We start from the raw sequence: 24,275 nt of genomic DNA, 5'->3' as shown, positions 1-24,275 counted from the left end.
GCGTTGGAGTGGCGTTCGTGAGCGTTGGCGTATCCGTGCCCCAAAGCGGCGATCCGATCGTCGATGGGCTCCTGTTCGGTTCCAAGTGGTCCGGGACCAGCCTTACCTTCAGCTTTCCGGCGAGCGTCGCCGACCTTGCGGACTACGCCACCCCGCTCGACCCGACCTACTTCGGCGTGCTCGAGGCCGCCGGCCAAACCGCGGTGCGGGCGGCGCTGGCCCGCTGGGCGGCGGTCGCGGCCGTCACCTTCACCGAGGTCGCGCCGTCGGCCGCCGCCGATCTGCGGATCTACCACTACGACGACGGCACGCTGTTCACCGCCCGGGTGGTCGCCTTCCCCGACGCGACGCCCGAGGCCGGCGACCTGCAGTTCGGCTCGATGTTCGTGGGCCCCGACTGGAGCCCCGGCAATTACCACTACTTCACGGTCGTCCATGAGATCGGCCACGCGCTCGGGCTGAAGCACCCGCACGATACGCCGAACGGCTTCCCGGCCGCGGACTCGGCGGTGGACGCCGTGGCCGAGACGATCATGAGCTACCGGAGCTACGTCGGCGGCCCGATGGGCGGCTATTCGCTCCAGGCGGGGAGCTATCCCGTCGGGCCGATGCCGAGCGACATCGCCGCGATCCAGCATCTCTACGGCCCCAACTGGGCCACCAACGCCGGCGACACCACCTACACCTTCGACCCGAGCGCCTCGGTGATCTTCCAGGCGGTCTGGGACGGCGGCGGGACCGACACCTACAACTTCGCCAGCTACGCGGCCGATCTTCACATCGATCTTCGCGCCGGCGAGTGGAGCGACCTTGGCGGCCAGTACGCGGTGCTCGACACGGGCGATGCGAGCATCCGGCCCTCGGGGAACGTCGCCAATCCTCACCTCTACCAGGGCGATCTCCGCTCGCTGATCGAGAACGCGGTCGGCGGGTCGGGCGACGACACCCTGACCGGCAACCAGGCCGCCAATACCCTGACCGGCGGGGCGGGCGACGATTCCCTCGTCGGCGGCGACGGGGCCGACACCCTGGTCGGCGGGTCCGGGAACGACACCCTGTCCGGAGGGGCGGGGAGCGACCGCTTCACCCTGGGCGGCGGCGGCGACGTCATCGCCGACTTCCTGGCGGGCGACCGGATCGTGGCGCAGGGCGCCGTGGCCGGCGATCTGACCTTCGATCTGACCGGCGAGATCCTCACCATCGACCCCGACGGCGCGGGCGCGGCGGCCTCGTTCACCGTCACCGTGACCGGCGGCCTCCTGTCCGGCTACGAGCTGGTCGCCGAAGCGGACGGGGGCCTCGTCTGGAAGGCGCTGCCGCCGCCGCCCGAGCCGCCGCCGCCCGGACCGACGCACACCGACCAGCCGGGCGAGGGCTCGGACTTCGTCGTGCTGTCGCAGGAGGGGACGACCTTCGCGGGGGCGGGCGCGGACTGGGTCCTGGGCTCCATCGAGGGGGACTGGGTCCACGGCAACCAGGGCGACGACTATCTGCACGGCTACGGCGCGGCCGACACCGTCTACGGCGGCCAGGGCGACGACCGCGTGTTCGGCGACGAGGGCGACGACGCCATCTACGGCGACATGGGATCCGATCGCCTCGACGGGGGGACCGGCGACGACGTCGCCCACGGCGGCCCGGGCGACGACGTCGTCGAGGGCGGGCAGGGCGCGGACCTGCTCTACGGCGGCAAGGACGCCGACACCGTCAGCGGCGGGGCCGGCGACGACTGGATCTGGGGCGATCTCGGCGACGACAGGCTGTCGGGCGGAGCTGGCGCCGACCGCTTCGCCTTCGTCGCGGGCTACGCCGGGAACGACGTCATCGCCGACTTCTCCGCCGCCGACGGCGATCGGATCGAGCTGCGCGGGGTCGAGGACTTCGCCGCCCTGACCATCGGCTCCAGCGCGGCGGGCGCCACCATCCTGCTGCCGACGGGCGAGGTGATCACGCTCCTCGGCGTGCCGGGCGCCAGCCTCGGCGCCTCGGACTTCCTGTTCGGTTGAGGCGAGCGCCTCAGCCGACCGGCTCGGGCGTCCGTGCCTTGGTCCCCGCGTAGACGAACGCGCTGTCGTCCAGGTCGATCAGCGGCAGCTCCTCCTTCTCGCGCCAGTAGTCCTGGCTGTGCTGCCACTCCGGCTTGTCGCCGCGCTTGGGCAGGAGGTGCATGCCGCGCATCAGGTAGCCGGGATTGAAGTTCTCCGGGTCGATCCAGGCGGAGAGCGGCATGTCCTTGTCCTCGGGCCTCAGCTCGACCGTGACCTTCCGCGCGCCCTTCTCGTCCATGTGGGTCAGAAGGCGGCAGACGAAGTCGGCGACGAGGTCCGCCCGCAGCGTCCAGCTGGCCCGGAAGTAGCCGAACACCCAGACGAGGTTCGGCACGCCCGTGAACATCATCCCCCGATAGGTCACCGTGTCGGCGAAGTTCAGCGGCTTGCCGTCGACCGCGAAGCTGATGTCGCCCAGGACGTTCAGGTTGAAGCCCGTGGCGGTGATGACGATGTCCGCCTCCAGCTCCTGGCCGGACTTCAGCAGGATGCCCTGCTCGGTGAAGCGCTCGATCTCGTCGGTGACCACCGAGGCCTTGCCGCGGTTCACGCACTGGAAGATGTCGCCGTCCGGCACGAACGCGATCCGCTGCCGCCACGGCCGGTACGAGGGCGTGAAGTGCTTCTCGGTGATCTCGGGTCCGACGAAGGCGCTGACGCCAGCCAGCAGCTCCTGCTTCACCGCCTCGGGCTCCTCGAACGAGCGGCGGGTGAACAGGTCCTGGTCGTGCAGGATCTTGCGGCGGACGATCTCGTGGATCCAGGCCTCGTCGATCTTCAGCTCGCGCAGGATGTCGGCCAGCTCGTTGGCGTTGCGGCCGGGGATGAAGTAGGTCGGCGAGCGCTGCAGCAGGGTGACGTGGCCGCAGTCGTCGGCGATGGCCGGCACCAGCGTCGCCGCCGTGGCCCCCGAGCCGATCACCACCACCTTCTTGTCCTTAAGGTCCAGGTCGTCCGGCCAGGTCTGCGGATGGACGATGCGGCCCTTGAAGTCGGCCATGCCCGGCCACTCGGGGGTGTAGCCCTCGGAGTGACGGTAGTAGCCCTGGCACATCCACAGGAAGTTGCAGGTGAACGCCACGGCCTGACCCGTGTCGAGGCGCTCGGCCTCGACGGTCCAGAGGTTGTCGCGGCTGGACCAGGTCGCGTTGGTGATCCGGTGGCGGTAGCGGATGTGCGGGGAGAGGTCGTTCTCCTCGATCACCTCGCCCATGTACTTCAGGATCTCGTCCGCCGTGGCGATGGGCGGGCCGACCCAGGGCTTGAAGCGGTAGCCGAAGGTGTAGAGGTCGCTGTCCGAGCGGATGCCCGGGTACGTGTGGGTCAGCCAGGTGCCGCCGAAGCTCTCCAGCGTCTCCAGCACCACGAAGCTCTTGCCGGGGCACTGCTGCTTCAGGTGGTAGGCGCCGCCGATCCCGGAGATCCCGGCGCCCACGATCAGGACGTCGAAGTGTTCGAGGGCGGTCGCGGGCCCCTTCGGCATGGCGGCATCGTTCATGGCGTCTTCCCTGTCCCGTTCCCTGTCCCGGCGGCGCTCGGACGGCGCGGCTCTGCTTCGGCCGCAGCATCGGGCGGCGGGCCGTTCCCCCAATTGATCCAGATCAAGGGTAACTGATCAACGATAACTTCTGAGCTTGGCCTTGCGCTCCGCTGTCGTGGCCGCCATGTATCCATCGGATACATTTAGGAGGCAGGCCCATGGCCATGAGCACCGTGCCCTATGCGGCCCACACCGGCGTCGAACTGGTGGAGGTGAAGCCCGGCGAGGCGCGCGCGGCTCGACCAGCGCGAGGAGGTGTCCAACCACATCGGCACCATGCACGCCGGCGCGCTGTTCACCCTGGGCGAGACCGCCTCGGGCGGGGCCATGGTGGGGACCTTCGCCGACCGCCTGGGCCAGATCCGGCCCGTCGCCTCGGGCGCCTCGATCCAGTATTCCCGCCTGGCGCGGGGCGCGCTCACCGCCACGGCCCGCTGCGCCGAGCCGGCCGAGGCGCTGCGCGCGCGGCTGGACGCCGACGGCAAGGTGGCCTTCGACGTCGCCGTCGACATCCAGGACGCCGAGGGCCAGTCCGTCGCCGGCATGACGGTTGCCTGGCACGTGCGGCGCACCTAAGCCGGGCGGGTGCCGGCCAAGACGTCCTACCATCACGGAGACCTCGCGCGGGCGGCCCTCGACGCCGCCTTCGAGCTGGTCCGCGCCGGCGGCGCCGAGGCGGTGTCGATGCGCGAGGTCGCGGCGAAGGTCGGGGTGGCGCACCGCGCGCTCTACCGCCCCTTCGGCGGCCGCGAAGGCCTGCTGAACGCCGTGGCGGCGCGCGGCTACGAGATCCTGGCCGACCGGCTGGAGGCGGCGATCGGGGAGGGGGGCGAGGTCCGGCGGGGCTTCGTCGCCGCCTACGCGCGCTTCGCCCTGGAGGAGCCCGGCCTCTACGGTCTCGTGATGGACCGGGACCGCAAGCAGATCGCCGCCACGCCCGCGCTCAAGGCCGCGTCCGACCGGGTGATCGCCCTCAGCCTGCAGGCCCTGGCCGGCGGCGCGCGCGGGGCCGAGGGACGCGACCGCGTCATCGCGATCTGGTCCCTGCTGCACGGCGCGGTCGCGCTCTACCGCTCGGGCCTGATCCGGGCCTCCGGGACCGAGCCGCTGGTGGACTACCTCGTGGCGCTGAGCGAGGGCGCGCCCTTTTCGGCTGGAAAGTGATCGGCGTTCAGATATCTTCCGCCGCAAATCTCAAAGGGTGGGAATCCAGATGGCTGTCGAACACTTCGACGTGGTGATCGTGGGCGCGGGCCTGTCCGGCGTGGGCGCCGGCTACCACCTGCAGACCGAGGCGCCCGACCGCAGCTACGTCATCCTCGAGGGCCGCGACGCCTCGGGCGGGACCTGGGACCTGTTCCGCTATCCCGGCATCCGCTCGGACAGCGACATGTACACCCTGGGCTACGCCTTCAAGCCGTGGCGCGAGGCCAAGGCGATCGCCGACGGCCCCTCGATCCTGCGGTACGTGCGCGAGACGGCCGCCGAGCACGGCATCGACCGTCACATCCGGTTCCGCCACCTCGTCAAGCGGGCCTCCTGGTCCACCGAGGACGCGCTCTGGACCGTCGAGGCCGAGCACTCCGGCAAGACTGTCCGCTTCACCTGCAGCTTCCTGTTCCTGTGCGGCGGCTACTATTCCTACGAGGGCGGCTACACGCCCGAATACCCGGGCCGCGAGCGCTTCAAGGGCGCCTTCGTCCATCCCCAGCAGTGGCCCGAGGGCCTCGACTACACGGGCAAGAAGGTCGTGGTGATCGGCTCGGGGGCGACGGCGGTCACCCTGGTGCCCGAGATGGCCAAGGACGCCGCCCACGTCGTCATGCTGCAGCGCTCGCCGACCTACGTGGTCTCGCGGCCCGCCGAGGACCGGTTCGCCAACTGGCTGCGCAAGGTGCTGCCGGGCAAGCTCGCCTATGACATCGTCCGTTGGCGCAACGTCCTGTTTGGCATGTACTTCTTCAAGATGGCCCGCGAGAAGCCCGAGGCGGTCAAGGCGCGCATCCTGAAGATGGTCCGCCAGGAGCTGGGCCCGGACTACGACATCGAGACCCACTTCACCCCCAGCTACAATCCCTGGGACCAGCGCCTCTGCCTGGTGCCGGACTCCGACATGTTCAAGATGATCAAGTCGGGCCGCGCCTCGGTGGTCACCGACCATATCGAGACGTTCACCGAGACGGGGATCCGCCTGAAGTCCGGGCAGGAGCTGGAGGCCGACGTCGTCGTCTCGGCGACCGGCCTCGTCCTCGAGGTCTGGAACGGCGTCGAGCTCACCGTCGACGGCCGCAAGGTCGATGCGTCCCAGACGCTGTCCTACAAGGGCATGATGTACGAGGGCGTGCCGAACCTGGCCTCGGCCTTCGGCTACACCAACGCCTCCTGGACCCTGAAGTGCGACCTGACGTGCGAGTACGTCAGCCGGGTCCTGAACCACATGAAGAAGACCGGCCTGCGCCAGGCGACGCCGGTGAACGACGATCCCACCGTGACGCACGAGCCGTGGCTGGACTTCTCGTCGGGCTACGTCCAGCGGGCGATGGCCAGGTTCCCCAAGCAGGGGAACAAGCCGCCGTGGAAGCTCTATCAGAACTACGCCCTCGACCTGATGAGCCTGCGCTACGCCAAGCTCGACGACGGCGTGCTGCGGTTCACCAACCCGGCCGGCCAGGCCAAGGAGCGCCCGAAGCTCGCCGCCTGAGCCTTGCCGTCCGCCCGGGTTTTGGATTACACATGTAGTCTATAAATCCGGGAGGGCGCCCATGACCAGGGACCTGGGGGTTCGCAGTCCGCCGCGGCGCGGTCTCGGGCAGAGGCTGGTGATCGGTCTGGCGCTGGTCGCTGCGGTGGGCTTTCCGGCGTGGGTCTACACCGGCTCCTACCTCAAGCGCCGGGACGCGGCGCTCGCGCTGCAGCGGGAATGGACCATCGACGGCCCGCCCTGTGCGGCCCTGACGAAGGCCGAGTTCGAGGCGCGGGGGCTGAAGGTCCGCAAGGGGACGGTTTACGACGGGGTGACCTTCTACCGGCAGTTCGGCCACGTCAGCTGCAGCCCGCTGCGCTACGGAGCGGGCTGGGCGCCGGCGACCTATCCGGTCTGTCAGTTCACCACGCCCAGGGCGCTGAAGGTCACTACGGCCAGGGGCGGCTGGTACTTCGACATCCCCCCCGGCCAGCCGGCGACCATCGCCGCGCCGCGCGGGCAGGTGCGCTGCGTCCTGGCGGCCGACTTCACGATGGCGCGGCTGAACCGGCGTCAGTAGGCGAAGCAGTCCGCTGGCGGACGTTCAGGCTTGGGCAGCGGCGCTTCCGCGCCGCCGGCGCCGCCGCGCGGCCACCGGGAGGTGACGAAATGGTCCTCGTCGGGCGGCAGGTCCCGGCCGGGGGCCTTGGGGCGGCTGAGTTGAGCCTTGAGGCGGGTGAGGAGATCGTCCAGGCTCTCGTCCGAGCCCGTCAGATCGGGTCTGAAACTGCGCTCGTGCATAGCGGCGTTATACGCCGCTCGAATCGGAAATTCTAGTACGCGGCTGTGCCTAATTTTTCGTTAAGTCAACCAGCCCCCTCGCCGCAGGGGCTGTGAAAAGGGGGGATAAGGTGAAGCTCTACACGTCCGTCGGACCCAACCCGCGCATGGTGCGCATGTTCCTGGCCGAGAAGGGTCTGAAGCTCGAGACGGTGGAGGTCGACCTGCGCGGCGGCGAGAACCGGCGCGCGCCTTATCTCCAGGTCAATCCGGCCGGCCAGACCCCGGCCTTGGAACTGGACGACGGGACCTGCCTCACCGAGATCACCGCCATCTGCGAGTATCTCGAGGAAGTGCAGCCCGAGCCGCCGCTGATCGGCCGCACGCCGCAGGAACGGGCGATCGTCCGCATGTGGACGCGCCGGATCGACCTGAAGATCTGCGAGCCGATGGCCAACGGCTTCCGCTTCGGCGAGGGCCTGCCGATGTTCGAGGCCCGCATGCGCTGCCTGCCCGAGGCCTCGGCGGGCCTGAAGGCGATCGCCCGCGACGGGCTCGAGTGGCTGGAGGGCCAGTTCCAGGGACCCTGGATCGTCGGCGAGCGCTTCACCCTGGCCGACGTGCTGCTGTTCAGCTTCCTCGACTTCGGCGCCATGGTGGGCCAGCCCCTGGATCCGGCTTTCGCCAGGCTGACCGACTGGTTCGCCCGCGTGAAGGAACGCCCCAGCACGGCGGCGTAGCGGGCGGCTCAGCCGACGTTGCGGTCGCGGCCCTCCCAGTAGGGCTTGCGCAGCTCGCGGCGCAGCACCTTGCCGGACGGGTTGCGGGGCAGGGCCTCGATGAAGTCCACCGACTTCGGGGCCTTGAACCCCGCGATCCGCTGGCGGACCCAGGCGATGATCGCCGCCGGGTCCGGCTCCTGGCCGGGCGAGGGGACGACGACGGCCTTCACCGCCTCGCCCCAGCGCTCGTCGGGCACGCCGATCACCGCCGCGTCGGCGACGCCGGGGCAGCCGAGGATCGCGTTCTCCACCTCGGCCGGATAGACGTTCTCGCCGCCGGTGACGATCATGTCCTTCACCCGGTCGTGGACGAAGAAGAAGCCCCCCTCGTCCATGTAGCCGGCGTCGCCGGTGCGCAGCCAGCCGTCGGGCCGGATGGTCTCGGCCGTCGCCTCCGGGCGGTTCCAGTAGCCGGCCATGAGGATCGGCCCGCGAATCTCGATCTCGCCGATCTGGCCGGCGGGAAGGGCGTTCCCCGCCTCGTCCGCCACCCGCACCTCCAGCGTCGGCCAGGCCCGTCCGCAAGAGCGGAACAGCTCGCCGCGGTGCTCTTCCGGGGCCAGGGTGGTCCCCGCGCCGCAGGTCTCGGTCATCCCGTAGAACTGGATGAAGCCGCAGCCGAACCGCTCGGTCGCCGCCTTCAGCACCGCCTCCGAGATCGGCGAGGCCCCGTAGCAGACGGTCTTCATGCTGGAGAAGTCGGTGTCGGCGATCTGCGGCGTCTGCAGGAGGACGTTGATCATCACCGGCGCCATGAACGCGTGGTTCACGCCTTCGGCCGCGATCACGCGCAGGACCGCCGCGGGATCGAACTCGGCCATCAGCACCAGCCGCGCCCCGGCCGCCAGGCCCGAGAAGCTGATGTTCGTCCCCGCCACGTGGAACAGGGGCATCAGGATCAGCACCGTGTCCTCGGCCGCGTAGGCGAAGCCGGGCACCTGGTGGCGTAGTTCCAGGAACGCCGCATAGGCCCCGTGCGTCAGCCGCACGCCCTTGGGCAGGCCGGTGGTGCCGGAGGTGTAGAGCTGAAGGACGTCGTCGCTTGGCGAGGGCCGGGTCAGCTCGGGCGCGGGGGCGGCCTCGCGCAGGGCGGCGTAGGGCTCGAAGCCGTCGCGCTCGCCGCCGACGCCGATCAGCCGGATCGGCCGGTCCACCTGGGCGACCACCGCCTCGGCGCACGCGAAGAACTCCGGGCTCACGAAGAACAGATCCGCGCCGGAGTCGCCCAGGATGAAGGCGATCTCGGGCGGGGCGAGGCGCGAGTTGATCGGCGCGAAGCAGGCGCGCGCCTTCGCGGTCCCGAAGAAGACTTCGTACCAGGCCTCCGAGGCGCGCCCGAGCCAGGCGACGCGGTCGCCGGGCCTTACGCCCGCCTGCTGCAGGAAGCCCGCGACCTGGTCCGACCGGCGGTCGAGCTCGGCGTAGGTCAGGCGGCGGCCCTCGAACTCGACCGCGACGTGGTCGCCGCGCGCGGCGGCGTGGACCGACGGGATGTCGGTCAGGAGCTTGATGGGGTCTTCGCTCATGCCCTGCTGCGTTCCGTCTCCCGGCGGGCTTGTGGCCGCCCGCTCGATACAAATTGCTAGCGGATCGGATCTTGGCCGCCAATCGGGGCCGCCGCCTTGGTTGACGGGGCGGAAGCCCGCGCGCCGGCGGGGGCGCGCGGGCAGGGCAGGGTGGGGCAGTGCGAGGAAGGCCTACGACCGCCGCTCGTCGTCCTTCTTGTCCTTCTCGTCGGTGCGCCGGTCGCCGTCGGTGGCGGCCTGCACCTGGGGCGGGGTCTTGCCGAACTCCGTGTCCCCCGACGCAAGAGCGCCGCCGCCGGATGCTGGGCCGCCTGCCGAGGAGCCGCCGGCGCCGGCGCGCCCGGTCAGCGCGCCCGGCGGCTCGAGGCTGCCCGAGGGCCGGTCCTGGCCGTGGCCGAAGCCGGCCGCGGTCCGGCGGGCGTAGTCGTGGGTCTCGGGCGTGATGTGCTGCTGGGCCATGCCGCCGGTCATGTTCCGCTGCGAGCGCCATTCCTGGAACGAGCGGCCGAAGCCCTCGCGCCGTTCGGAGCGGAAGCGGCGGTACTCGTCGTCGTACTGCTGGTGCTGCTGCCGGCGCCATTCCTGGTAGTCGCGGTCGTGCAGGCGCAGCTGTTCGTCCCGCCAGTGCAGGTAGTCGGGATCGAACTCCGAATGCGGGTGGTAGGCGTAGTCGTGCGGCGCGCCGAACTGTTCGTAGCCGGGGCTGCGGGTGTTCAGCTCCATGTCGCCGTACGGGGCGCCGCCGCCGGGCCGCCAGGTCTGCCGGTAGTCCTCGCGGGGGCGACGGTCGTCGTCCTGCCCGCGGCCGTAGTCTCCGCGGTCGCGGTCCCAGCCCGAGCCGTAGTTCGTCCGGTCCTGGTCGTACAGGGAGCCGTAGCGGTCGCGCCGCCAGGGCTCGCGCTCCTCCTCGCCGTGGCCGCCCCGGAACGAGCGCTCCTCGCGCCCGCCCCAGCGTTCGCGCCGGCGATGCTCCTGGCGATGCTCGTCGCCGCGCCGCCAGCGGTCGTCGCCGCCGCCGCTCCACGATCCGCGATAGTCGTTGCGGTCCGCCATGTCTGGTCCTCCTCCGGATACGGTCTCGCAGGGTCAACGGCGGCGGGTCCGGGCTGTTCCGCATTGTCGCACCGGGGTTGCGCCCGCCGCCGCCGGGGGGCACTTGCGCGCCGCGGCTCCGCGGTGCGATGCGGCCGGCTGGGAGTGGGATCGATGACGCGCAAGCGCGAGAAGGCCGCCGCCCTCGATGCGAGCCTGAAGGGCATGTTCCGGGCGCTGCAGGCCCGCCCGCTGCCGGACCGGCTCCGCTCGGTGGTCGAACAGCTGGACGAGGGCTCGCCCGCAGCGCCCTCCGCGGCGCCGGCCAGGAAGTCCGCCTAGGCGGTGCCCATGGCGGTGGCGGACTCCAGCGCCATCACGTCGGTCGCGTCCTCGGCGTCCATGATCTTCAGCAGGCGGGCGCGTGCGCGGTTCACCCGGCTCTTGATGGTGCCGAGCGCGCAGCCGCAGATCTCGGCCGCCTCCTCGTAGGACAGGCCCGCCGCGCCGACCAGGATCAGCGCCTCGCGGTGCTCGGCCGGCAGCTGCTGCAGGGCCGCCTGCAGCGAGCGCATGGCCACGCTCCAGTCCTGGGTCGGCGGCGACCTCAGCCCGCCGGCGTACTCGCCGGTCTCGTCGCGCACCTCGCGGCGGCGGCGCAGGACGCTCGTGTAGTAGGTGTTCCGCAGGATGGTGAAAAGCCAGGCGCGCAGGTTGGTGCCGGGCTCGAACTTGTCCCGGTTGGTCCAGGCCTTGATCAGCGTGTCCTGGACGAGGTCGTCGGCGTCCGAGCCGTTGTGGCTGAGGGACCAGGCGAACGCCCGCAGCGCCGGGATCATGCCCACCACCTCGTCCCGCCAACTGGACGTCGAACTCATGCTGTCCTCTTGGGCCCGGGGGAGCGGTGGGCCGGCTGCGCTAGCTCTCGGTTGGCCCGTTCAACGCGCCCCCCTGGCAACCGTTCCGGGAACCTAAGCGCCTGAAAATCGCCAGAATCCTGGAACTCGGCCGGCTGAGTCACGTTGCCGACGCTGGGCCCGAAGCTTCACAAATGACGGCAAGGATCGGTTGTGGCGGCGCAACCGTGCGCCCACATCAGCCGCCTGACGGCGAGGAGAGCTTCATGGGCGACATCCACCGGACCACCGAGGCCGTCCCGCGGGCGGACGACTCCGAGGCCCTGGCCAGATACCGCGCCGTCCGCCGGGCGACCGAGGCGCTGATCCGCTCGCTGACGCCCGAGGACATGCAGGTCCAGTCGATGCCGGACGCCAGCCCGACCAAGTGGCACCTGGCGCACGTCAGCTGGTTCTTCGAGACCTTCCTGCTGACGCCGCACCTGACGGGCTACCGGGTGTTCGATCCGCGCTTCGGCTATCTGTTCAACTCCTACTACGAGGCGGTCGGCGCCCGGCAGCCGCGGCCCGAACGCGGGCTGATGACCCGGCCCTCGTTCGACGACGTCATGGCCTACCGCGCCCACGTCGACGCCGGCATGGCGCGGCTGCTGGCCGGCGGGGCGGGACCGCACGCCGACCTCCTCGACCTCGGCCTCGCCCACGAGCAGCAGCATCAGGAGCTGATCCTGATGGACATCCTGCACCTGTTCGCCGGCTCGCCGCTGCAGCCGGCCTATGCACCGCCCAAGGGCGTCCCGCAGACGGAGCCCGCGCCTGCGGCCTGGATCGGTTTCGAGGGCGGGCTGGTCGAGATCGGCCATGCGGGACCGGGCTTCGCCTTCGACAACGAGACGCCGCGCCACAAGGTCTGGCTCGAGCCCTTCCGCCTCGCCGACCGGCTGGTGACCAACGGCGAGTGGCTGGCCTTCATGGCCGACGGCGGCTACGGCCGGCCCGAGTTCTGGCTCTCTGACGGCTGGGCCCGCGTCCAGGCCGAGGGCTGGCGCGCGCCGCTCTACTGGCGCGAGGGCGAGGACGGCTGGACCGAGATGACCCTCAGGGGCCCGCGTCCGGTGAACCCCGCGGCCCCGGTCAGCCACGTGAGCTACTTCGAGGCCGACGCCTACGCGGCCTGGGCGGGGGCGCGCCTGCCGACCGAGGCCGAGTGGGAGCACGCCGCCGCCCACGCCTGGCACGACGGCGAGTTCCTGACATCGGGCCGCCTGACCGCCCAGCCCGCGCCGGCTGGCGAGGGCCTGCGCCAGATGTACGGCGACCTCTGGGAATGGACCCGCAGCGCCTATGCGCCCTATCCGGGCTTCAAGCCGGCCAAGGGCGCTGTCGGCGAGTACAACGGCAAGTTCATGGCCGGCCAGTTCGTCCTGCGCGGCGGCGCCTGCGTCACGCCGGGCGGCCATGTCCGGGCCAGCTACCGCAACTTCTTCTATCCGCATCAGCGGTGGATGTTCTCGGGCGTGCGCCTGGCGCGCGACGGCGTGCGCGACGTCGCGGAAGACGACAGCTTCGAGGCGGATGTGGTCGCGGGCCTCTCCCGCCCGCGCAAGACGATCCCGCCCAAATACTTCTACGACGCCGAGGGCTCGCGCCTGTTCGAGGCGATCACCGCGCTCGCCGAGTACTATCCGACCCGCACCGAGCTTGCCCTGCTGCGCAGCGCGGCCGGCGAGATCGCCGCCGAGATCCCCGACGGCGCGGCGCTGGTGGAGTTCGGCAGCGGCGCCAGCCTGAAGACCCGCATCGTCCTCGACGCCGCGCCGCAGGTGGCCGTCTATGCGCCCATCGACATCAGCGCCTCTGCGCTCGAGGGGGCGGCCAAGGCGATCCGGGCCGACTATCCGAAGCTGGCCGTCGCCCCGCTGTGCGAGGACTTCACCCGCGCCCTGGAGCTGCCGGTGGCCGCCGCGGGCCGGCCGGTGGTGGGCTTCTTCCCCGGCTCGACCATTGGCAACTTCACGCCGCAGGAGGCCCAGGCGTTCCTGGCCGGCGCCCGCCGCCTGCTGGGCGACGGCGCGGCGTTCCTGGTGGGGATCGACCTGAAAAAGGACGCCGCCACGCTGGTGGCGGCCTATGACGACGCGCTCGGCGTCACGGCGGCGTTCAACAAGAACCTGCTGGCGCGGATCAACCGCGAACTGGGCGGCGACTTCGACCTTGACGCCTTCGCGCACCGCGCGGTCTGGAACGATGCGGAGAGCCGCATCGAGATGCACCTGATGAGCCTGAAGGACCAGGCGGTCGGCGTGGCCGGCCGGACGTTCCGCTTCGCGGCCGGGGAGACCCTGCACACCGAGAACTCCTACAAGTTCACCGTGGAGGGGTTCGGCGAACTCGCCGCGGCGGCTGGCTGGAGGCTCGAGCGGTGGTGGGCGTCCGCCCACCCCGCCTTCGCCATGGTGCTGTTGAGAGCCTAGCTCTCGCGGCCCCGGGAGCGGCCGCCGCCGCGGGAGGCCTCGCCGCCCTTGCGCCCGGCCGAGGCGGCCAGGTCGCGGTCCTTCGCGAAGCTGCGCTTTTCGCCGGGCACGCTGGCCCCGCCCTTGCGGGCGATTTCGCGACGACGTTCGGGGTTCATGGCGGCGAACCCGCGCCGGGCGCGCGGCTTGCCTGAGTCAACGCTTGGCATCTTGGGCAACTCTCCTAATCGGGCGATGAGAGGGGGAGGTCGAGCGAGGCGCCTCCGACCGGCCGCTCGCCGCGGGACGGCCGTTCGGGATGATCGGGGCGCGGATCGTCCGCGGGCCCGGTCTCCGGGGGATCTTGTTCTGGTCTGGGGTCCGGCTCGGACATCGGCGCCTCGCAGGGTTAGCGGTCTGGCTAACCAACGAGGACCGGCAGAGGTTGCGTGGTGCGACGCTTAATCGCGCCTGAGGGCCCAGATGGCGTTCAGGGGCGGGGCCGGCCGTCCGATCCGCCCGCCGCAAATGCGGTTCAGAGCGGCAGCAGCACCCTGGCCCGCAGGCCGCCCCCGCTGCGGTTGGCGAGCGTGACGTCGCCGCCGTGGCTGCGGGCGATCGAGCGCACCACGGCCAGGCCCAGGCCGATACCCCCCGTCTGGCGGCTACGGGACGGCTCGCGGCGGTAGAAGGGCTCGAACACCCGCTCGGCCTCAGACGGCGGGATGCCGGGGCCCTCGTCGTCGATCTCGACGACCGCATGGCTCTCCTCGCGGAACACCCGCGCGCGGGCGCCGCCGCCGAACTTCACTGCGTTCTCCAGCAGGTTGGCGAACAGGCGGCGCAGCGCCATGGGATCGCCCTCCAGCACCACCTTCTCGCCCCGCTCGGCCTCGGTCCGGGCGCCGGTTTCCGCCATCTCGTCGCAGAGGCTCTCCAGCAGGGACGACAGCTCCAGGGGCGTGCGCTCGCCGGTGCGGCTGGTGTCGCGCACGAAGGCCAGCGTGGCGGTGATCATCTCCTCCATCTGGTCGAGGTCGGAGGAGAACTTGGCCCGCTGCTCCTCGGGCAGGGCCTCGATGCGGAACCGCAGGCGGGTGAGGGGCGTGCGCAGGTCGTGGGCGATGGCCGCCACCATGGCCGTGCGATCCTCGACGTAGCGGCGCAGGCGCTGCTGCATCTCGTTGAAGGCGCGGGCGGCCACCTCGATCTCGGTGGGGCCCTTCAGGGTCAGCGGCGCGGCCTTCGGATCCCGGCCGAGCCGCTCGGCGGCGCTGGCGAACAGCTTGATCGGCGCCGAGAGGCGGCGCGCGAAGATCCAGGCCACCGGCGCCATGGCCAGGGCCGAAAGCACGAACCACAGGACGAGGCGCTGCTGCCAGTCCGACAGGCCCAGCCGGTTCTGGGTCTGCACGACCTTCCAGCTCCCGTCCGCCTGCCGCACGCCGACCTGGAACGGGGCGATCAGGAAGTGTTCCTCCCGGATGCCCTCGCGCGCGGCGCGGTCGCGCAGGACGCGGCCGATCCGGCGGTCGGAGAGGGGGCCCCGTTCGCCGGCGATGACGATGGCCTCGGGCGCCACCCCGAGCTCCTCGGCTAGCTTGCCGCGGATGACCGGCATGGTGCGGCCCTCCAGCTCGGGCCCCGGAGGCCGGGAGGCCTGGCGCAGCACCAGCGGGCGACGCTCGGTGAAGGTCGGCGGAGAGCCCGCGAAGGTCCGCTGGATCTCGCTCAGGCGGTAGAAGTCCGGGATCGGCGGCGGCAGGCTGAACAGCAGCAGGATGCTGATCGCCCAGGCGGCCACCAGCGTCAGGCCGGTCAGGGTCAGGAGCTGGACGAAGAACGAGGCCGTCGGCCGGCCCGCCGGACTCATGTCCGCTTCACCTTGGCGGTGAACATGTAGCCTTCGTTGCGGATGGTGCGGATCAGGTCGTGGCCCCCGCCGCCGTCGTCCAGCTTGCGCCGCAGCCGGCTGATCTGGACGTCGATGGCCCGGTCGAATGCGTCGCTGTCGGGGCCGCGGGCGAACTCCAGCAGCTGGTCGCGGGTCAGCACGCGCTGCGGCCGCTCGACGAAGGCGCGCAGCAGGCTGAACTCGCCCGAGGACAGGTTCACCACCACGCCCTGCGGCGAGCGCAGCTCGCGCCGCACGAGGTCCAGCCGCCAGCCGGCGAACTCGCAGCCGGCGCCCAGCGCGCCGCCGTTCGTCCGCTGCTCGGCCCGGCGCAGCACGGCCCGGACGCGCGCCAGCAGCTCGCGCGGGTTGCACGGCTTGGCCAGGTAGTCGTCGGCGCCCAGCTCCAGGCCGACGATACGGTCGGTGTCCTCGCCCATGGCCGACAGCATGATGATCGGCGGGGCGTTGTCGGCCGTGGTCAGCCGGCGGCAGATCGCCAGGCCGTCCTCGCCGGGCAGCATCACGTCGAGGACGATCAGGTCCACCGGGCCGCGCTCCAGCACGCGCTCCATCTCGGGCGCGTCGGCGGCGGTCTCCACCTTGTAGCCGTGGCGGCCCAGGAAGTCGGAGACCACGTCCCGGATGCCGGGGTCGTCGTCGACCATCAGGATGCGGGCCCCGGCGCCGGCCATGTCAGCTGCAAGCTCCATGGCGCCCAGCATGGGCGGGCGCCGTAACGCTCGAATGTCTCGGATGAAACGCGCGTGTCACGCCGCTTACTCGTCGGCCAGGACCGCGTCCGCGACGAAGGGGTTGCTGCGGCGCTCCTGGCCGAAGGTCGACATCGGCCCGTGGCCGGGCACGAAGCGCACGTCCTCGCCCAGCGGCCACAGCTTCTTCGTGATCGAGGCGATCAGGTCGGCGTGGTTCCCGCGCGGGAAGTCGGTGCGGCCGATCGAGCCCTGGAACAGCACGTCGCCCACCTGCGCGAACCGCGCCTGGCGGTGGAAGAAGACCACGTGGCCGGGCGTGTGGCCGGGGCAGTGGATCACCTCGAACTCGGTCTCGCCCAGGGTGACGACATCGCCGTCCTGCAGCCAGCGGTCCGGGATGAAGCTGCGCGCGTCGGGCATGCCCCAGCGGGCGCCCGAGCTCTCGATGTCCTCGATCCAGAAGGCGTCGTCGGGGTGGGGGCCTTCGATGGGCGCGCCGGTGGCCTCCTTCAGGGCCGCCGTGCCGCCGGCGTGGTCCAGGTGGCCGTGGGTGATCCAGATCTTCTCCAGCGTCAGGCCCTGGTCCTTCAGCGCCTGCAGCAGGCGCGGGACCTCGCCGCCGGGATCGATGACGGCGGCCTTCATCGTCTTCACGCACCAGACGATGGTGCAGTTCTGCTGGAGCGGGGTGACCGGCGCGATGACGGCGCGGATCGGAAGGGTCGGCTGCGGAGCGTTCATGTCGCTCCTATGATCGGGGCTCGCGCCCCTAAAGAAAAGGCCCGGGGCGAACCCCGGGCCTTCCTTGGCCGCCTAGCGGTCGGGCTGGCCGGGGACCGGCGCGCCCGGCATGGGCGGCACGGCTCCGGGCGGGGCGTCGGTGTCGAGCTCGTGCGTCTCGACGAGGCCCCGGCCCACGTGGCTGCGGGAGCGGCTGTAGCCGAAGTAGACCGCCAGGCCCACCGTCGCCCAGATGCAGAAGAGGACGATGCTCTTCGTGTCCAGGCTGACGAACAGGAACAGGCAGCCCGCCACCGCGATCGGAGCGGTGAGGAAGACGAGCGGCGTGCGGAACGGCCGGTGGCGAGTCGGGTCGGTCTTGCGGATCACCATGACCGCGATGGAGACCGCGGCGAAGGCGAACAGCGTGCCCGAGTTCGAGATGTTGGCCAGCTGGCCCACCGGGAAGAACGCCGCGAACAGCGCCACCGCGATGCCGGTCAGGACCGTGATCACGTAGGGCGTGTTGTACTTCGGGTGGATCTTCGAGAACGCGGCGGGCAGCAGGCCGTCGCGGCTCATCACGAAGAAGATGCGGGTCTGGCCGAACATCATCATCAGGATGACCGACGGCAGGGCGAGGCCCGCCGCCAGCCCGATCAGGTTGCCGATCTGCGGCCAACCCACCTGGCGCAGGGTCCAGGCCAGGGCTTCCTTCGAGCAGACCACGGCCCCGTCGCCGATGGCCGAGCAGGCCGCGGCGAGCTCGCGGCTACCCGGGTGGAGGGCTTCGCCGGTCGGGCTGAACACCGGCTGGGCGCCGACGGTGCCGATCACCCCGGCGGCCACCAGCAGGTAGAAGATGGTGCAGATCGCCAGCGAGCCGATCAGGCCGATGGGCATGTTCCGCTGCGGGTTCTTGGTTTCCTCGGCCGCCGTCGAGACGGCGTCGAACCCGACGTAGGCGAAGAAGATCGACGCCGCCGCCGCCGCGATGCCGCCGAAGCCCAGGGGCGCGAACGGAGTGAACTGCTCCATGTTCATCACCGGCACCGCCAGGACGATGAACAGCGTCAGGGCCGCCACCTTGATGGCCACCAGGATCGCGTTGACCGTGGCGCTCTCGCGCGTGCCGATCACCAGCAGCCAGGTGACCAGGCCGGCGATGGCCATCGCCGGCAGGTTGATCATCCCGCCGTCGAACGGCCCGAGCGTCAGGGCGTCGGGGATCTCGAGGCCGAAGCTCGCCTCGATCAGTCCGACCACATAGCCGGACCAGCCCACCGAAACCGCGCCCGCCGCCACGGCGTACTCCAGGATCAGCGCCCAGCCGACCATCCACGCGACCAGTTCGCCCATCACGGCGTAGCTGTAGGTGTAGGCCGAGCCGGAGACCGGCACCATCGAGGCCATTTCGGCGTAGCAGAGCGCAGCCACCGCGCAGACCACGCCGGCGATGACGAACGACAGCATCATGCCGGGGCCCGCCTTCTGGGCGGCTTCGGCGGTCAGGACGAAGATGCCGGTGCCGATGACGGCGCCGATGCCCAGCATGGTGAGCTGGAATGCGCCGAGCGACCTTTGCAGTGACTTCTTTTCCGCGGTCGCCAGGATCGCGTCGAGCGGCTTAACACGCCACATATTCCCTCCGAGCAGCGGCCCCCCGGCCGCCGTTGAAAAAGTTTGGCGGACCGTTGCGTGCTTGGCGCCCCCGGGTCAAGCGGCAACGCTGGCGGTCGGGCGAGGCATTCGCTAGAGCCGCGCCGATGCTTCCCGTCCACGACGCCCTGCCTGCGTTGAAGGCGCAGCTCGCCGCGCGCAACGCCGCCGTGCTGGTCGCCCCGCCGGGGGCGGGCAAGACCACGGTCGTGCCCCTGGAGCTCCTCGGGGAGGCGTGGGTCGGCGAGGGCCGGATCGTGATGCTCGAGCCCCGCCGGCTCGCCGCCCGAGCCGCCGCGCACCGGATGGCCCAGACCCTGGGCGAGCCCGTCGGCGGGACGGTCGGCTTCCGGGTGCGGATGCAGTCGAAGGTCTCGGCCCGCACCCGCATCGAGGTGGTCACCGAAGGCGTCTTCACGCGGATGATTCTCTCGGACCCCGAGCTCGCCGGGGTGGTCTGCGTGATCTTCGACGAGTTCCACGAGCGCAGCCTCGACGCCGACCTCGGTCTGGCGCTCGCCCGCGACGCCCAGAAGCTGCTGCGCGAGGATCTGCGCATCCTCGTCATGTCCGCCACCCTCGACGGCGCGGCCGTCGCGCGGCTGCTGGACGAGGCGCCGGTGGTCGAGAGCCAGGGCCGCATGTTCCCGGTGGACACCCGCTACCTCGGCCGCGACGAGACCCAGCGGCTGGAGGACCGAGTCGTCCGCGCCGTCGAGCGCGCCCTGGCGGAGGAGACCGGCAGCCTCCTGGTCTTTCTGCCGGGCCAGGGCGAGATCCTGCGCACCGCCGAGCGCCTGGCCGAGCGCGTCCGGCGCGCCGACGTGGACGTGGCGCCCCTCTACGGCGCCCTGGATCCCAAGGACCAGGACCGCGCCATCGAGCCGGCGCCCGCCGGCCGCCGCAAGGTCGTGCTCGCCACCTCCATCGCCGAGACCAGCCTGACCATCCAGGGCGTGCGCGTGGTGATCGACTGCGGCCTGGCCCGCGTGCCGCGCTACGATCCGGCCAGCGGCCTGACCCGCCTGGCCACCGTGCGCGTCTCCCGCGCCGCGGCCGACCAGCGGCGGGGCCGCGCCGGCCGGACCGAGCCGGGCGTCTGCTACCGCCTGTGGGACGAGGCCGAGACCCGGGCGCTGCCGGCCTACGGCGACCCGGAGATCCTCGACGCCGACCTCTCCGGCCTGGCGCTGGACCTCGCCCGCTGGGGCGCGAAGGACCCGGCGGACTTGGCCTTCCTCGACCCGCCGCCCGCCGCGGCCTTCGCCGAGGCCCGCGCGCTGCTGCGCCGGCTGGAGGCGCTGGACGAGGCCGGGGTGCTGACGCCCCACGGCCGGGCCCTGGCCGACGTCCCCCTGGCGCCGCGGCTGGCGCACATGGTCCTCAAGGCCGGCGAAACCGGACAGGCGGCCCGCGCCGCCCGCATCGCCGCTCTCCTCACCGAGCGGGGCCTCGGCGGCCGCGACGCCGACCTGCGCCACCGGCTGGAGCAGCTGGAGCGCGACCGCAGCCCCCGGGCCCGCGACGCCCGCGCGCTCGCCGACCGCTGGGCCGCGCTGGCGCCGAAGGGCCGTTCGGGCGAGCCGCTGCCCGACGGCCTGCTGCTGGCCTTCGCCTATCCCGAGCGGATCGCCAAGGCGCGGGGCGGGCAGGGCGAGTTCCAGCTCGTCACCGGCCGCGGCGCCTTCGTCGAGCCCACCGACGCGCTGGCGCGGGAGAGGTGGCTGGCCGTCGGGGAGCTGGGCGGCGGCGACCGGCGCGACCGCATCCTGCTCGCCGCGCCGCTGGACGAGGCCGACCTCGCCGCGTTCACCGGTCAGTTCGAGGTCGAAGCGCGCCTGGAGGAGAGCGCCGGCGGGCGCCTGCGGGCCAAGCGGCTCACCCGCCTCGGCCGCCTGACGGTGCGCGAGGAGATCGACGACAATCCCGACCCGGCGCTCGTCGCCCGCGCCCTGGCCGACCGGGTTCGGCGCGAGGGCGTGCGCATCCTGCCGTGGGGCCCGGCGGCCGAGAGCCTGCGCGAGCGGATCGCCTTCCTGCGCGCCCGCGATCCTGCCTGGCCGGACCTGTCCGATGCGGCCCTGGCCCAGCGGCTGGACGATTGGCTGGCGCCGCTGCTGCACGGCCTGCGCTCGCTCGCGGCGCTGAAGCCGGACGTGCTGGACGGGGCGCTGCGCACGCTGGTCCCCTGGGAGCTGCAGCGCCGGCTCGACGCCGAGGCGCCCGCCCGCTGGACCGCCCCCACCGGCAACAGCTTTTCCATCGACTACGCCGCCGAGGCCGGCCCCCGGGTGGACGTGCGGGTGCAGGAGGTCTTCGGGCTGTCGGAGCACCCGGCGGTGGGCGGCGTCCCGCTGACCCTCAGCCTGCTCTCGCCCGCCCACCGGCCGATCCAGACCACCCAGGACCTGCCCGGCTTCTGGAAGGGCTCGTGGAGGGACGTGCGGGCCGACATGCGCGGCCGCTATCCCAAGCACGCGTGGCCCGAGGACCCGGCGCAGGCCGCGCCGACCGCTCGGGCGAAGCCGCGGGGGACCTAGGCGGCCGCCTTCCAGGCGCGCGGGTGCTGGCTGCGGAAGCCCACCGCCAGCCGGTTCCAGCCGTTGATCGTCACGATCAGCATCGTCAGCCAGACGATCTCGGTCTCGCTGAAGTGCGGCTCCAGGGCCTCGTAGTCGGCGTCGGGGGCGCCGGTGTCGCCGACCCGGGTCAGGGCCTCGGTCCAGGCCAGCGCCGCCCGCTCGCGCGGCGTGTAGAGGCTGCTCTCGCGCCAGGCGGCCAGCAGGTGGAGCCTCGCCTCGCTCTCGCCGGCCTTGCGGGCGTCCTGGGTGTGCATGTGCAGGCAGAAGGCGCAGCCGTTCATCTGCGACGCGCGGGTCTTCACCAGCTCGCCCAGGGAATGTTCGAGGCCGCTCTCGCGGACGGCGGTCTCCAGGCCCATCATGGCGTCCAGGGCCGTCGGGGCGACGGCGACATAGTTCAGGCGGGTGGTCATGGGGGAGGGGTCCTTCTCTCGATACGTCGCAAGGACGTGCGGTCCCCCGCCCTTGTGACACGCCTCAGCTGGTCGCAGCGTAGATCATGATCCCCGTCGCCACCGACAGGTTCAGGCTGTCGGCCCGGCCGCGCATGGGAATCTTCACGTTCAGGTCGGGCAGGGCGGCCATCTCCGGCGTCAGCCCCTGCTGCTCGTTGCCCATCAAGATCAGGGCGGGCTTGCGGTAGTCGGCGCTCGCGTGGCTGTGCGTGGCGCTCAGCAGGGTGCCCACCACCGAGCCCGGCCAGCCCTTCCGCCAGGCCGCGAACTCGGCCTCGCCGCAGCGGCTGAGCGGCACGGCGAACACCGAGCCCATCGTCGCGCGCACCGCCTCGACCGAATAGGGATCGCAGCACTCGCCCACCAGGATCACCCCGCCGCAGCCCGCCGCGTCCGCGGTGCGCACGATGGTCCCCAGGTTGCCCGGATCGCGCACTCGGTGCAGCGCCACCCAGCAGTCGGCGGCCTTCGGGTCGATCTCGGACAGCGGCCGGTAGACCTGCGGGAACACGCCGACCACCGCTTGCGGATTGTCGCGCCGGGACACCTTGGCCAGGATCTCCTGGGTCACCTCGATGACCTCGCCGCCGGCCCGCCGCGTCGCGTCCGCCGCCTTGCGCAGCAGCGGATGGCTGGCCGCCTCCGGGCCGTACATCAGGATGCGCGGCGCGTGGCCCAGCTCGACGCCCTCGGTGACGTGCTTCAGGCCCTCGGCCAGGAACAGGCCGGTCTCGTCGCGGTCCTTGCGCAGGTGAAGAGCGCGGACCGCCTTGACCGTGGGGTTGGTCAGCGAGGTGACGGCCCTCATCGCGACCAGCGCCCGTAGAAGCTCATGCCGACCTGCCGATCCCCGCCGTCCTCCACCAGCGCCAGCTCGCCCCAGTCGATCCGCCCGCCGCGGCCCGCGAGCTTCTCAGCCAGCAGGCCCGACAGCGCCGCGCCCGAGATCCGCTCGGCATAGGCGTTGAGGATCAGGAACGAGGCGTTTTCCGAAAGAAGTTCAGCGCATAGCCCGGCAAGTTCAGGCAGGTCCTCGAACAGCCGCCACACCTGGCCGTCGGGTCCGCGGCCGTACTTGGGCGGGTCCAGGATGATGCCGTCGTACTTCGAACCGCGCCGCACCTCGCGCTGCACGTAGCGGCGGGCGTCCTCGACGATCCAGCGGATCGGCCGGTCCGACAGCTTGGAGGCCTCGGCGTTCTCGCGCGCCCAGGCGACCGCCTTCTTGGAGGCGTCCACGTGGGTCACCGCCGCGCCCGCGGCGGCCATCACCAGGCTGGCGACGCCGGTGTAGCCGAACAGGTTCAGGACCCTCGGCGGTCCGTCCGATCCGGCCGATCCGGCGTGGGCGCGCACCCGCTCGTCCAGGAACGCCCAGTTCGCCGCCTGCTCGGGAAAGAAGGCCAGGTGCCGGAAGGCGGTGAACCGGCCCAGGAACCTCACCTCGCGCCAGGCCAGCGGCCAGGCCTCTTTCGGCTGCCCGCTGAACCGCCAGCGGCCGGCGTCCTCCTCGTCGGTGGGATCGAAGACCGCGTCGGCCTGGTCCCACAGCTCGGGCTTGCGGGGCGTCCACAGGCACTGCGGCTCGGGCCGCACGACGGTGTAGGGGCCGTAGCGCTCCAGCTTGCGGCCGCCGCCGGAGTCCAGCAGGGCGTAGTCCGCCCAGCCTTCGGTGCGCATCACGCCGGGCGCGTCGGCGACAGTCGGGCGGCTCATGGCCCGCCTTGAAGCGCAAGCCGCCGCGCGCGTCCAGCCCACCGGCCGGCCCACCGTCAGCCGGGCGCCCGTCTGGCGAGTTGCGGGGCGCCTGCCGCAACGTAGGCTTGCCACCGGTGTCGATTTGGGGTCCGGTGTTCTCCAAGGGGAGCTTGGGGAACTAGAGTAACCGTGACTGCTGTGGGGACCACCACGCGCCGATCGGCGCGCAAGGCCAAGGGGGACGGGCACCTTCGCCGGGCCGAGATCCTGGAGGCCGCCGAACGCATCTTCGTGGCCGAGGGCTACGAGGGCGCGACGATCCGCAAGATCGCCGACGAGGTGGGGGTTTCCTCCACCGCCCTCTACATGCACTTCCCGGACAAGGGCGCGATCCTGCTCGAGATCTGCGAGCGCACCCTTCGCGAGCTGCTGCAGAACAACCGGGACATCGCCGCCAAGCCGCTGGATCCGGTGGTCCGCGTGCGGATGATGCTGGACGCCTACATGCGCTGGGGCTTCGAGCATCCCAACGCCTATCAGCTTGTCTACAGCACGCCCCGTCCGGTATCGGCCCAGCCGTGGCCGGAAGGGACGGCGGACCTGAGCCGACAATGCTACGAGATCTTCTCCGGCGTGGTGCGCGAGATCGCCGCCAGCGGGCGCTTGCGCACCGGCGGCGCCGATTCGGCGGCCCAGGCGCTCTGGACGGCCTGCCATGGCCTGGTGGCCCTAATGACCGCCCGCCCGGGCTTCGGCTGGGCCCCGCGCGAGGAGCTGATGCAGGTCTCGCTGGAAGGCCTGCTGCACGGCCTCGTCATCGACTGAGCCTCGCCGCCGCCGGCGCGGCGCT

General features: G+C 71.7%; 22 protein-coding genes and 1 pseudogene. 10 read left to right on the top strand and 13 right to left on the bottom strand.

The window, feature by feature from the left end; genetic code table 11:
• Nucleotides 1-17 precede the first annotated feature (17 nt).
• Nucleotides 18-2,006, top strand: a complete 1,989-nt coding sequence (locus tag PHZ_RS10535; RefSeq protein WP_012522468.1) for a M10 family metallopeptidase — start codon at nucleotides 18-20, stop codon at nucleotides 2,004-2,006.
• A gap of 10 nt (nucleotides 2,007-2,016) precedes the next feature.
• Here the strand turns inward: PHZ_RS10535 and PHZ_RS10530 are convergent, their stop codons facing one another.
• Nucleotides 2,017-3,546 carry a flavin-containing monooxygenase gene (locus PHZ_RS10530; protein WP_012522467.1) on the bottom strand — a complete coding sequence of 510 codons (1,530 nt, stop codon included), beginning with the start codon at nucleotides 3,544-3,546 and terminating at the stop codon, nucleotides 2,017-2,019.
• Between the two features lie 282 nt (nucleotides 3,547-3,828).
• On the opposite strand from PHZ_RS10530, the pseudogene PHZ_RS10525 reads away from it, so the two are divergent.
• The 4 genes and pseudogenes from PHZ_RS10525 to PHZ_RS21670 form a co-directional block, all read left to right on the top strand.
• Nucleotides 3,829-4,164 (top strand): annotated as a pseudogene (locus PHZ_RS10525) (DUF4442 domain-containing protein); the annotation flags it as partial.
• 9 nt (nucleotides 4,165-4,173) lie between these two features.
• Nucleotides 4,174-4,752 carry a TetR/AcrR family transcriptional regulator gene (locus PHZ_RS21675; RefSeq protein ID WP_012522465.1) on the top strand — a complete coding sequence of 193 codons (579 nt, stop codon included), beginning with the start codon at nucleotides 4,174-4,176 and terminating at the stop codon, nucleotides 4,750-4,752.
• 49 nt (nucleotides 4,753-4,801) lie between these two features.
• Nucleotides 4,802-6,289, top strand: coding sequence for a flavin-containing monooxygenase (locus tag PHZ_RS10515; RefSeq protein ID WP_041373427.1), 1,488 nt, complete (start codon nucleotides 4,802-4,804; stop codon nucleotides 6,287-6,289).
• A gap of 61 nt (nucleotides 6,290-6,350) precedes the next feature.
• The gene (locus PHZ_RS21670; protein WP_049758206.1) at nucleotides 6,351-6,851 is read left to right on the top strand and encodes a hypothetical protein; all 501 of its coding nucleotides are present in this window, start codon (nucleotides 6,351-6,353) and stop codon (nucleotides 6,849-6,851) included.
• On the opposite strand, the gene PHZ_RS10505 is transcribed toward PHZ_RS21670, so the two are convergent.
• Nucleotides 6,845-7,072 (bottom strand): hypothetical protein, encoded by a 228-nt coding sequence (locus PHZ_RS10505; RefSeq protein ID WP_041373426.1) that lies wholly within the window; start codon nucleotides 7,070-7,072, stop codon nucleotides 6,845-6,847. The genes PHZ_RS21670 and PHZ_RS10505 overlap by 7 nt on opposite strands.
• A gap of 110 nt (nucleotides 7,073-7,182) precedes the next feature.
• Here PHZ_RS10505 and PHZ_RS10500 point away from each other — a divergent pair, with 110 nt between their 5' ends.
• Nucleotides 7,183-7,791, top strand: coding sequence for a glutathione S-transferase family protein (locus PHZ_RS10500; protein WP_041373425.1), 609 nt, complete (start codon nucleotides 7,183-7,185; stop codon nucleotides 7,789-7,791).
• An 8-nt stretch (nucleotides 7,792-7,799) separates the two neighbouring features.
• On the opposite strand, the gene PHZ_RS10495 is transcribed toward PHZ_RS10500, so the two are convergent.
• Together PHZ_RS10495 and PHZ_RS10490 are read right to left on the bottom strand one after the other, a co-directional pair.
• Nucleotides 7,800-9,359 (bottom strand): long-chain-fatty-acid--CoA ligase, encoded by a 1,560-nt coding sequence (locus PHZ_RS10495; RefSeq protein ID WP_012522462.1) that lies wholly within the window; start codon nucleotides 9,357-9,359, stop codon nucleotides 7,800-7,802.
• A 171-nt stretch (nucleotides 9,360-9,530) separates the two neighbouring features.
• Entirely contained in the window at nucleotides 9,531-10,412 is an 882-nt protein-coding gene (locus PHZ_RS10490; RefSeq protein ID WP_012522461.1) for a hypothetical protein, read from the bottom strand.
• A 153-nt stretch (nucleotides 10,413-10,565) separates the two neighbouring features.
• Between PHZ_RS10490 and PHZ_RS23090 the strand changes: the two genes are divergently transcribed.
• On the top strand, nucleotides 10,566-10,733 hold the full coding sequence (locus tag PHZ_RS23090) for a hypothetical protein (RefSeq protein ID WP_183281444.1): 168 nt from the start codon (nucleotides 10,566-10,568) through the stop codon (nucleotides 10,731-10,733).
• Here PHZ_RS23090 and PHZ_RS10485 read toward each other — a convergent pair.
• A complete protein-coding gene (locus tag PHZ_RS10485) occupies nucleotides 10,730-11,269 on the bottom strand; it encodes a sigma-70 family RNA polymerase sigma factor (RefSeq protein WP_012522460.1) in 540 nt (179 codons plus the stop codon). The genes PHZ_RS23090 and PHZ_RS10485 overlap by 4 nt on opposite strands.
• 245 nt (nucleotides 11,270-11,514) lie before the next feature.
• On the opposite strand from PHZ_RS10485, the gene egtB reads away from it, so the two are divergent.
• Nucleotides 11,515-13,722: an ergothioneine biosynthesis protein EgtB gene (gene egtB / locus PHZ_RS10480; RefSeq protein ID WP_012522459.1), complete on the top strand. Its 2,208-nt coding sequence runs from the start codon at nucleotides 11,515-11,517 to the stop codon at nucleotides 13,720-13,722.
• Here egtB and PHZ_RS10475 read toward each other — a convergent pair.
• The 5 genes from PHZ_RS10475 to PHZ_RS10455 form a co-directional block, all read right to left on the bottom strand.
• Nucleotides 13,719-13,931: a con-10 family general stress protein gene (locus PHZ_RS10475; RefSeq protein ID WP_012522458.1), complete on the bottom strand. Its 213-nt coding sequence runs from the start codon at nucleotides 13,929-13,931 to the stop codon at nucleotides 13,719-13,721. The genes egtB and PHZ_RS10475 overlap by 4 nt on opposite strands.
• A gap of 305 nt (nucleotides 13,932-14,236) precedes the next feature.
• A complete protein-coding gene (locus tag PHZ_RS10470; RefSeq protein ID WP_012522457.1) occupies nucleotides 14,237-15,574 on the bottom strand; it encodes an ATP-binding protein in 1,338 nt (445 codons plus the stop codon).
• Entirely contained in the window at nucleotides 15,571-16,320 is a 750-nt protein-coding gene (locus tag PHZ_RS10465) for a response regulator (protein ID WP_012522456.1), read from the bottom strand. The genes PHZ_RS10470 and PHZ_RS10465 overlap by 4 nt, the downstream gene beginning before the upstream one ends.
• A gap of 54 nt (nucleotides 16,321-16,374) precedes the next feature.
• Complete coding sequence (locus tag PHZ_RS10460; RefSeq protein WP_012522455.1) at nucleotides 16,375-17,052, bottom strand: MBL fold metallo-hydrolase; 678 nt, start codon at nucleotides 17,050-17,052, stop codon at nucleotides 16,375-16,377.
• A 72-nt stretch (nucleotides 17,053-17,124) separates the two neighbouring features.
• A complete protein-coding gene (locus PHZ_RS10455) occupies nucleotides 17,125-18,672 on the bottom strand; it encodes an amino acid permease (RefSeq protein WP_012522454.1) in 1,548 nt (515 codons plus the stop codon).
• A 125-nt stretch (nucleotides 18,673-18,797) separates the two neighbouring features.
• Between PHZ_RS10455 and hrpB the strand changes: the two genes are divergently transcribed.
• Entirely contained in the window at nucleotides 18,798-21,230 is a 2,433-nt protein-coding gene (gene hrpB, locus PHZ_RS10450) for an ATP-dependent helicase HrpB (RefSeq protein WP_012522453.1), read from the top strand.
• Here hrpB and PHZ_RS10445 read toward each other — a convergent pair.
• The 3 genes from PHZ_RS10445 to PHZ_RS10435 all read right to left on the bottom strand — a co-directional run bounded on the left by PHZ_RS10445 (nucleotide 21,227) and on the right by PHZ_RS10435 (nucleotide 23,443).
• Complete coding sequence (locus tag PHZ_RS10445; RefSeq protein WP_012522452.1) at nucleotides 21,227-21,685, bottom strand: carboxymuconolactone decarboxylase family protein; 459 nt, start codon at nucleotides 21,683-21,685, stop codon at nucleotides 21,227-21,229. The genes hrpB and PHZ_RS10445 overlap by 4 nt on opposite strands.
• Nucleotides 21,686-21,749: 64 nt before the next feature.
• Complete coding sequence (locus PHZ_RS10440) at nucleotides 21,750-22,535, bottom strand: TrmH family RNA methyltransferase (RefSeq protein WP_012522451.1); 786 nt, start codon at nucleotides 22,533-22,535, stop codon at nucleotides 21,750-21,752.
• Nucleotides 22,532-23,443 (bottom strand): RsmD family RNA methyltransferase, encoded by a 912-nt coding sequence (locus tag PHZ_RS10435; protein WP_041373423.1) that lies wholly within the window; start codon nucleotides 23,441-23,443, stop codon nucleotides 22,532-22,534. The genes PHZ_RS10440 and PHZ_RS10435 overlap by 4 nt, the downstream gene beginning before the upstream one ends.
• 171 nt (nucleotides 23,444-23,614) lie before the next feature.
• On the opposite strand from PHZ_RS10435, the gene PHZ_RS10430 reads away from it, so the two are divergent.
• A complete protein-coding gene (locus tag PHZ_RS10430; protein ID WP_041373422.1) occupies nucleotides 23,615-24,250 on the top strand; it encodes a TetR/AcrR family transcriptional regulator in 636 nt (211 codons plus the stop codon).
• Nucleotides 24,251-24,275 lie beyond the last annotated feature (25 nt).

This window comes from Phenylobacterium zucineum HLK1 (assembly GCF_000017265.1).
In the GTDB taxonomy this organism is placed as follows: Bacteria; Pseudomonadota; Alphaproteobacteria; order Caulobacterales; family Caulobacteraceae; genus Phenylobacterium; species Phenylobacterium zucineum.
The sequence above is the reverse complement of the archived record's forward strand: the minus strand, read 5'-3'. Positions and strand labels throughout refer to the sequence as shown.

Coding starts and splice junctions, on each gene's coding strand:
- PHZ_RS10530 (WP_012522467.1), bottom strand. CDS start 3,546: ATGAACGATGCCGCCATGCCGAAGGGGCCCGCGACCGCCCTCGAACAC.
- PHZ_RS10515 (WP_041373427.1), top strand. CDS start 4,802: ATGGCTGTCGAACACTTCGACGTGGTGATCGTGGGCGCGGGCCTGTCC.
- PHZ_RS21670 (WP_049758206.1), top strand. CDS start 6,351: ATGACCAGGGACCTGGGGGTTCGCAGTCCGCCGCGGCGCGGTCTCGGG.
- PHZ_RS10505 (WP_041373426.1), bottom strand. CDS start 7,072: ATGCACGAGCGCAGTTTCAGACCCGATCTGACGGGCTCGGACGAGAGC.
- PHZ_RS10495 (WP_012522462.1), bottom strand. CDS start 9,359: ATGAGCGAAGACCCCATCAAGCTCCTGACCGACATCCCGTCGGTCCAC.
- PHZ_RS10490 (WP_012522461.1), bottom strand. CDS start 10,412: ATGGCGGACCGCAACGACTATCGCGGATCGTGGAGCGGCGGCGGCGAC.
- PHZ_RS23090 (WP_183281444.1), top strand. CDS start 10,566: ATGACGCGCAAGCGCGAGAAGGCCGCCGCCCTCGATGCGAGCCTGAAG.
- PHZ_RS10485 (WP_012522460.1), bottom strand. CDS start 11,269: ATGAGTTCGACGTCCAGTTGGCGGGACGAGGTGGTGGGCATGATCCCG.
- egtB (WP_012522459.1), top strand. CDS start 11,515: ATGGGCGACATCCACCGGACCACCGAGGCCGTCCCGCGGGCGGACGAC.
- PHZ_RS10475 (WP_012522458.1), bottom strand. CDS start 13,931: ATGCCAAGCGTTGACTCAGGCAAGCCGCGCGCCCGGCGCGGGTTCGCC.
- PHZ_RS10470 (WP_012522457.1), bottom strand. CDS start 15,574: ATGAGTCCGGCGGGCCGGCCGACGGCCTCGTTCTTCGTCCAGCTCCTG.
- PHZ_RS10465 (WP_012522456.1), bottom strand. CDS start 16,320: ATGCTGGGCGCCATGGAGCTTGCAGCTGACATGGCCGGCGCCGGGGCC.
- PHZ_RS10460 (WP_012522455.1), bottom strand. CDS start 17,052: ATGAACGCTCCGCAGCCGACCCTTCCGATCCGCGCCGTCATCGCGCCG.
- PHZ_RS10455 (WP_012522454.1), bottom strand. CDS start 18,672: ATGTGGCGTGTTAAGCCGCTCGACGCGATCCTGGCGACCGCGGAAAAG.
- hrpB (WP_012522453.1), top strand. CDS start 18,798: ATGCTTCCCGTCCACGACGCCCTGCCTGCGTTGAAGGCGCAGCTCGCC.
- PHZ_RS10445 (WP_012522452.1), bottom strand. CDS start 21,685: ATGACCACCCGCCTGAACTATGTCGCCGTCGCCCCGACGGCCCTGGAC.
- PHZ_RS10440 (WP_012522451.1), bottom strand. CDS start 22,535: ATGAGGGCCGTCACCTCGCTGACCAACCCCACGGTCAAGGCGGTCCGC.
- PHZ_RS10435 (WP_041373423.1), bottom strand. CDS start 23,443: ATGAGCCGCCCGACTGTCGCCGACGCGCCCGGCGTGATGCGCACCGAA.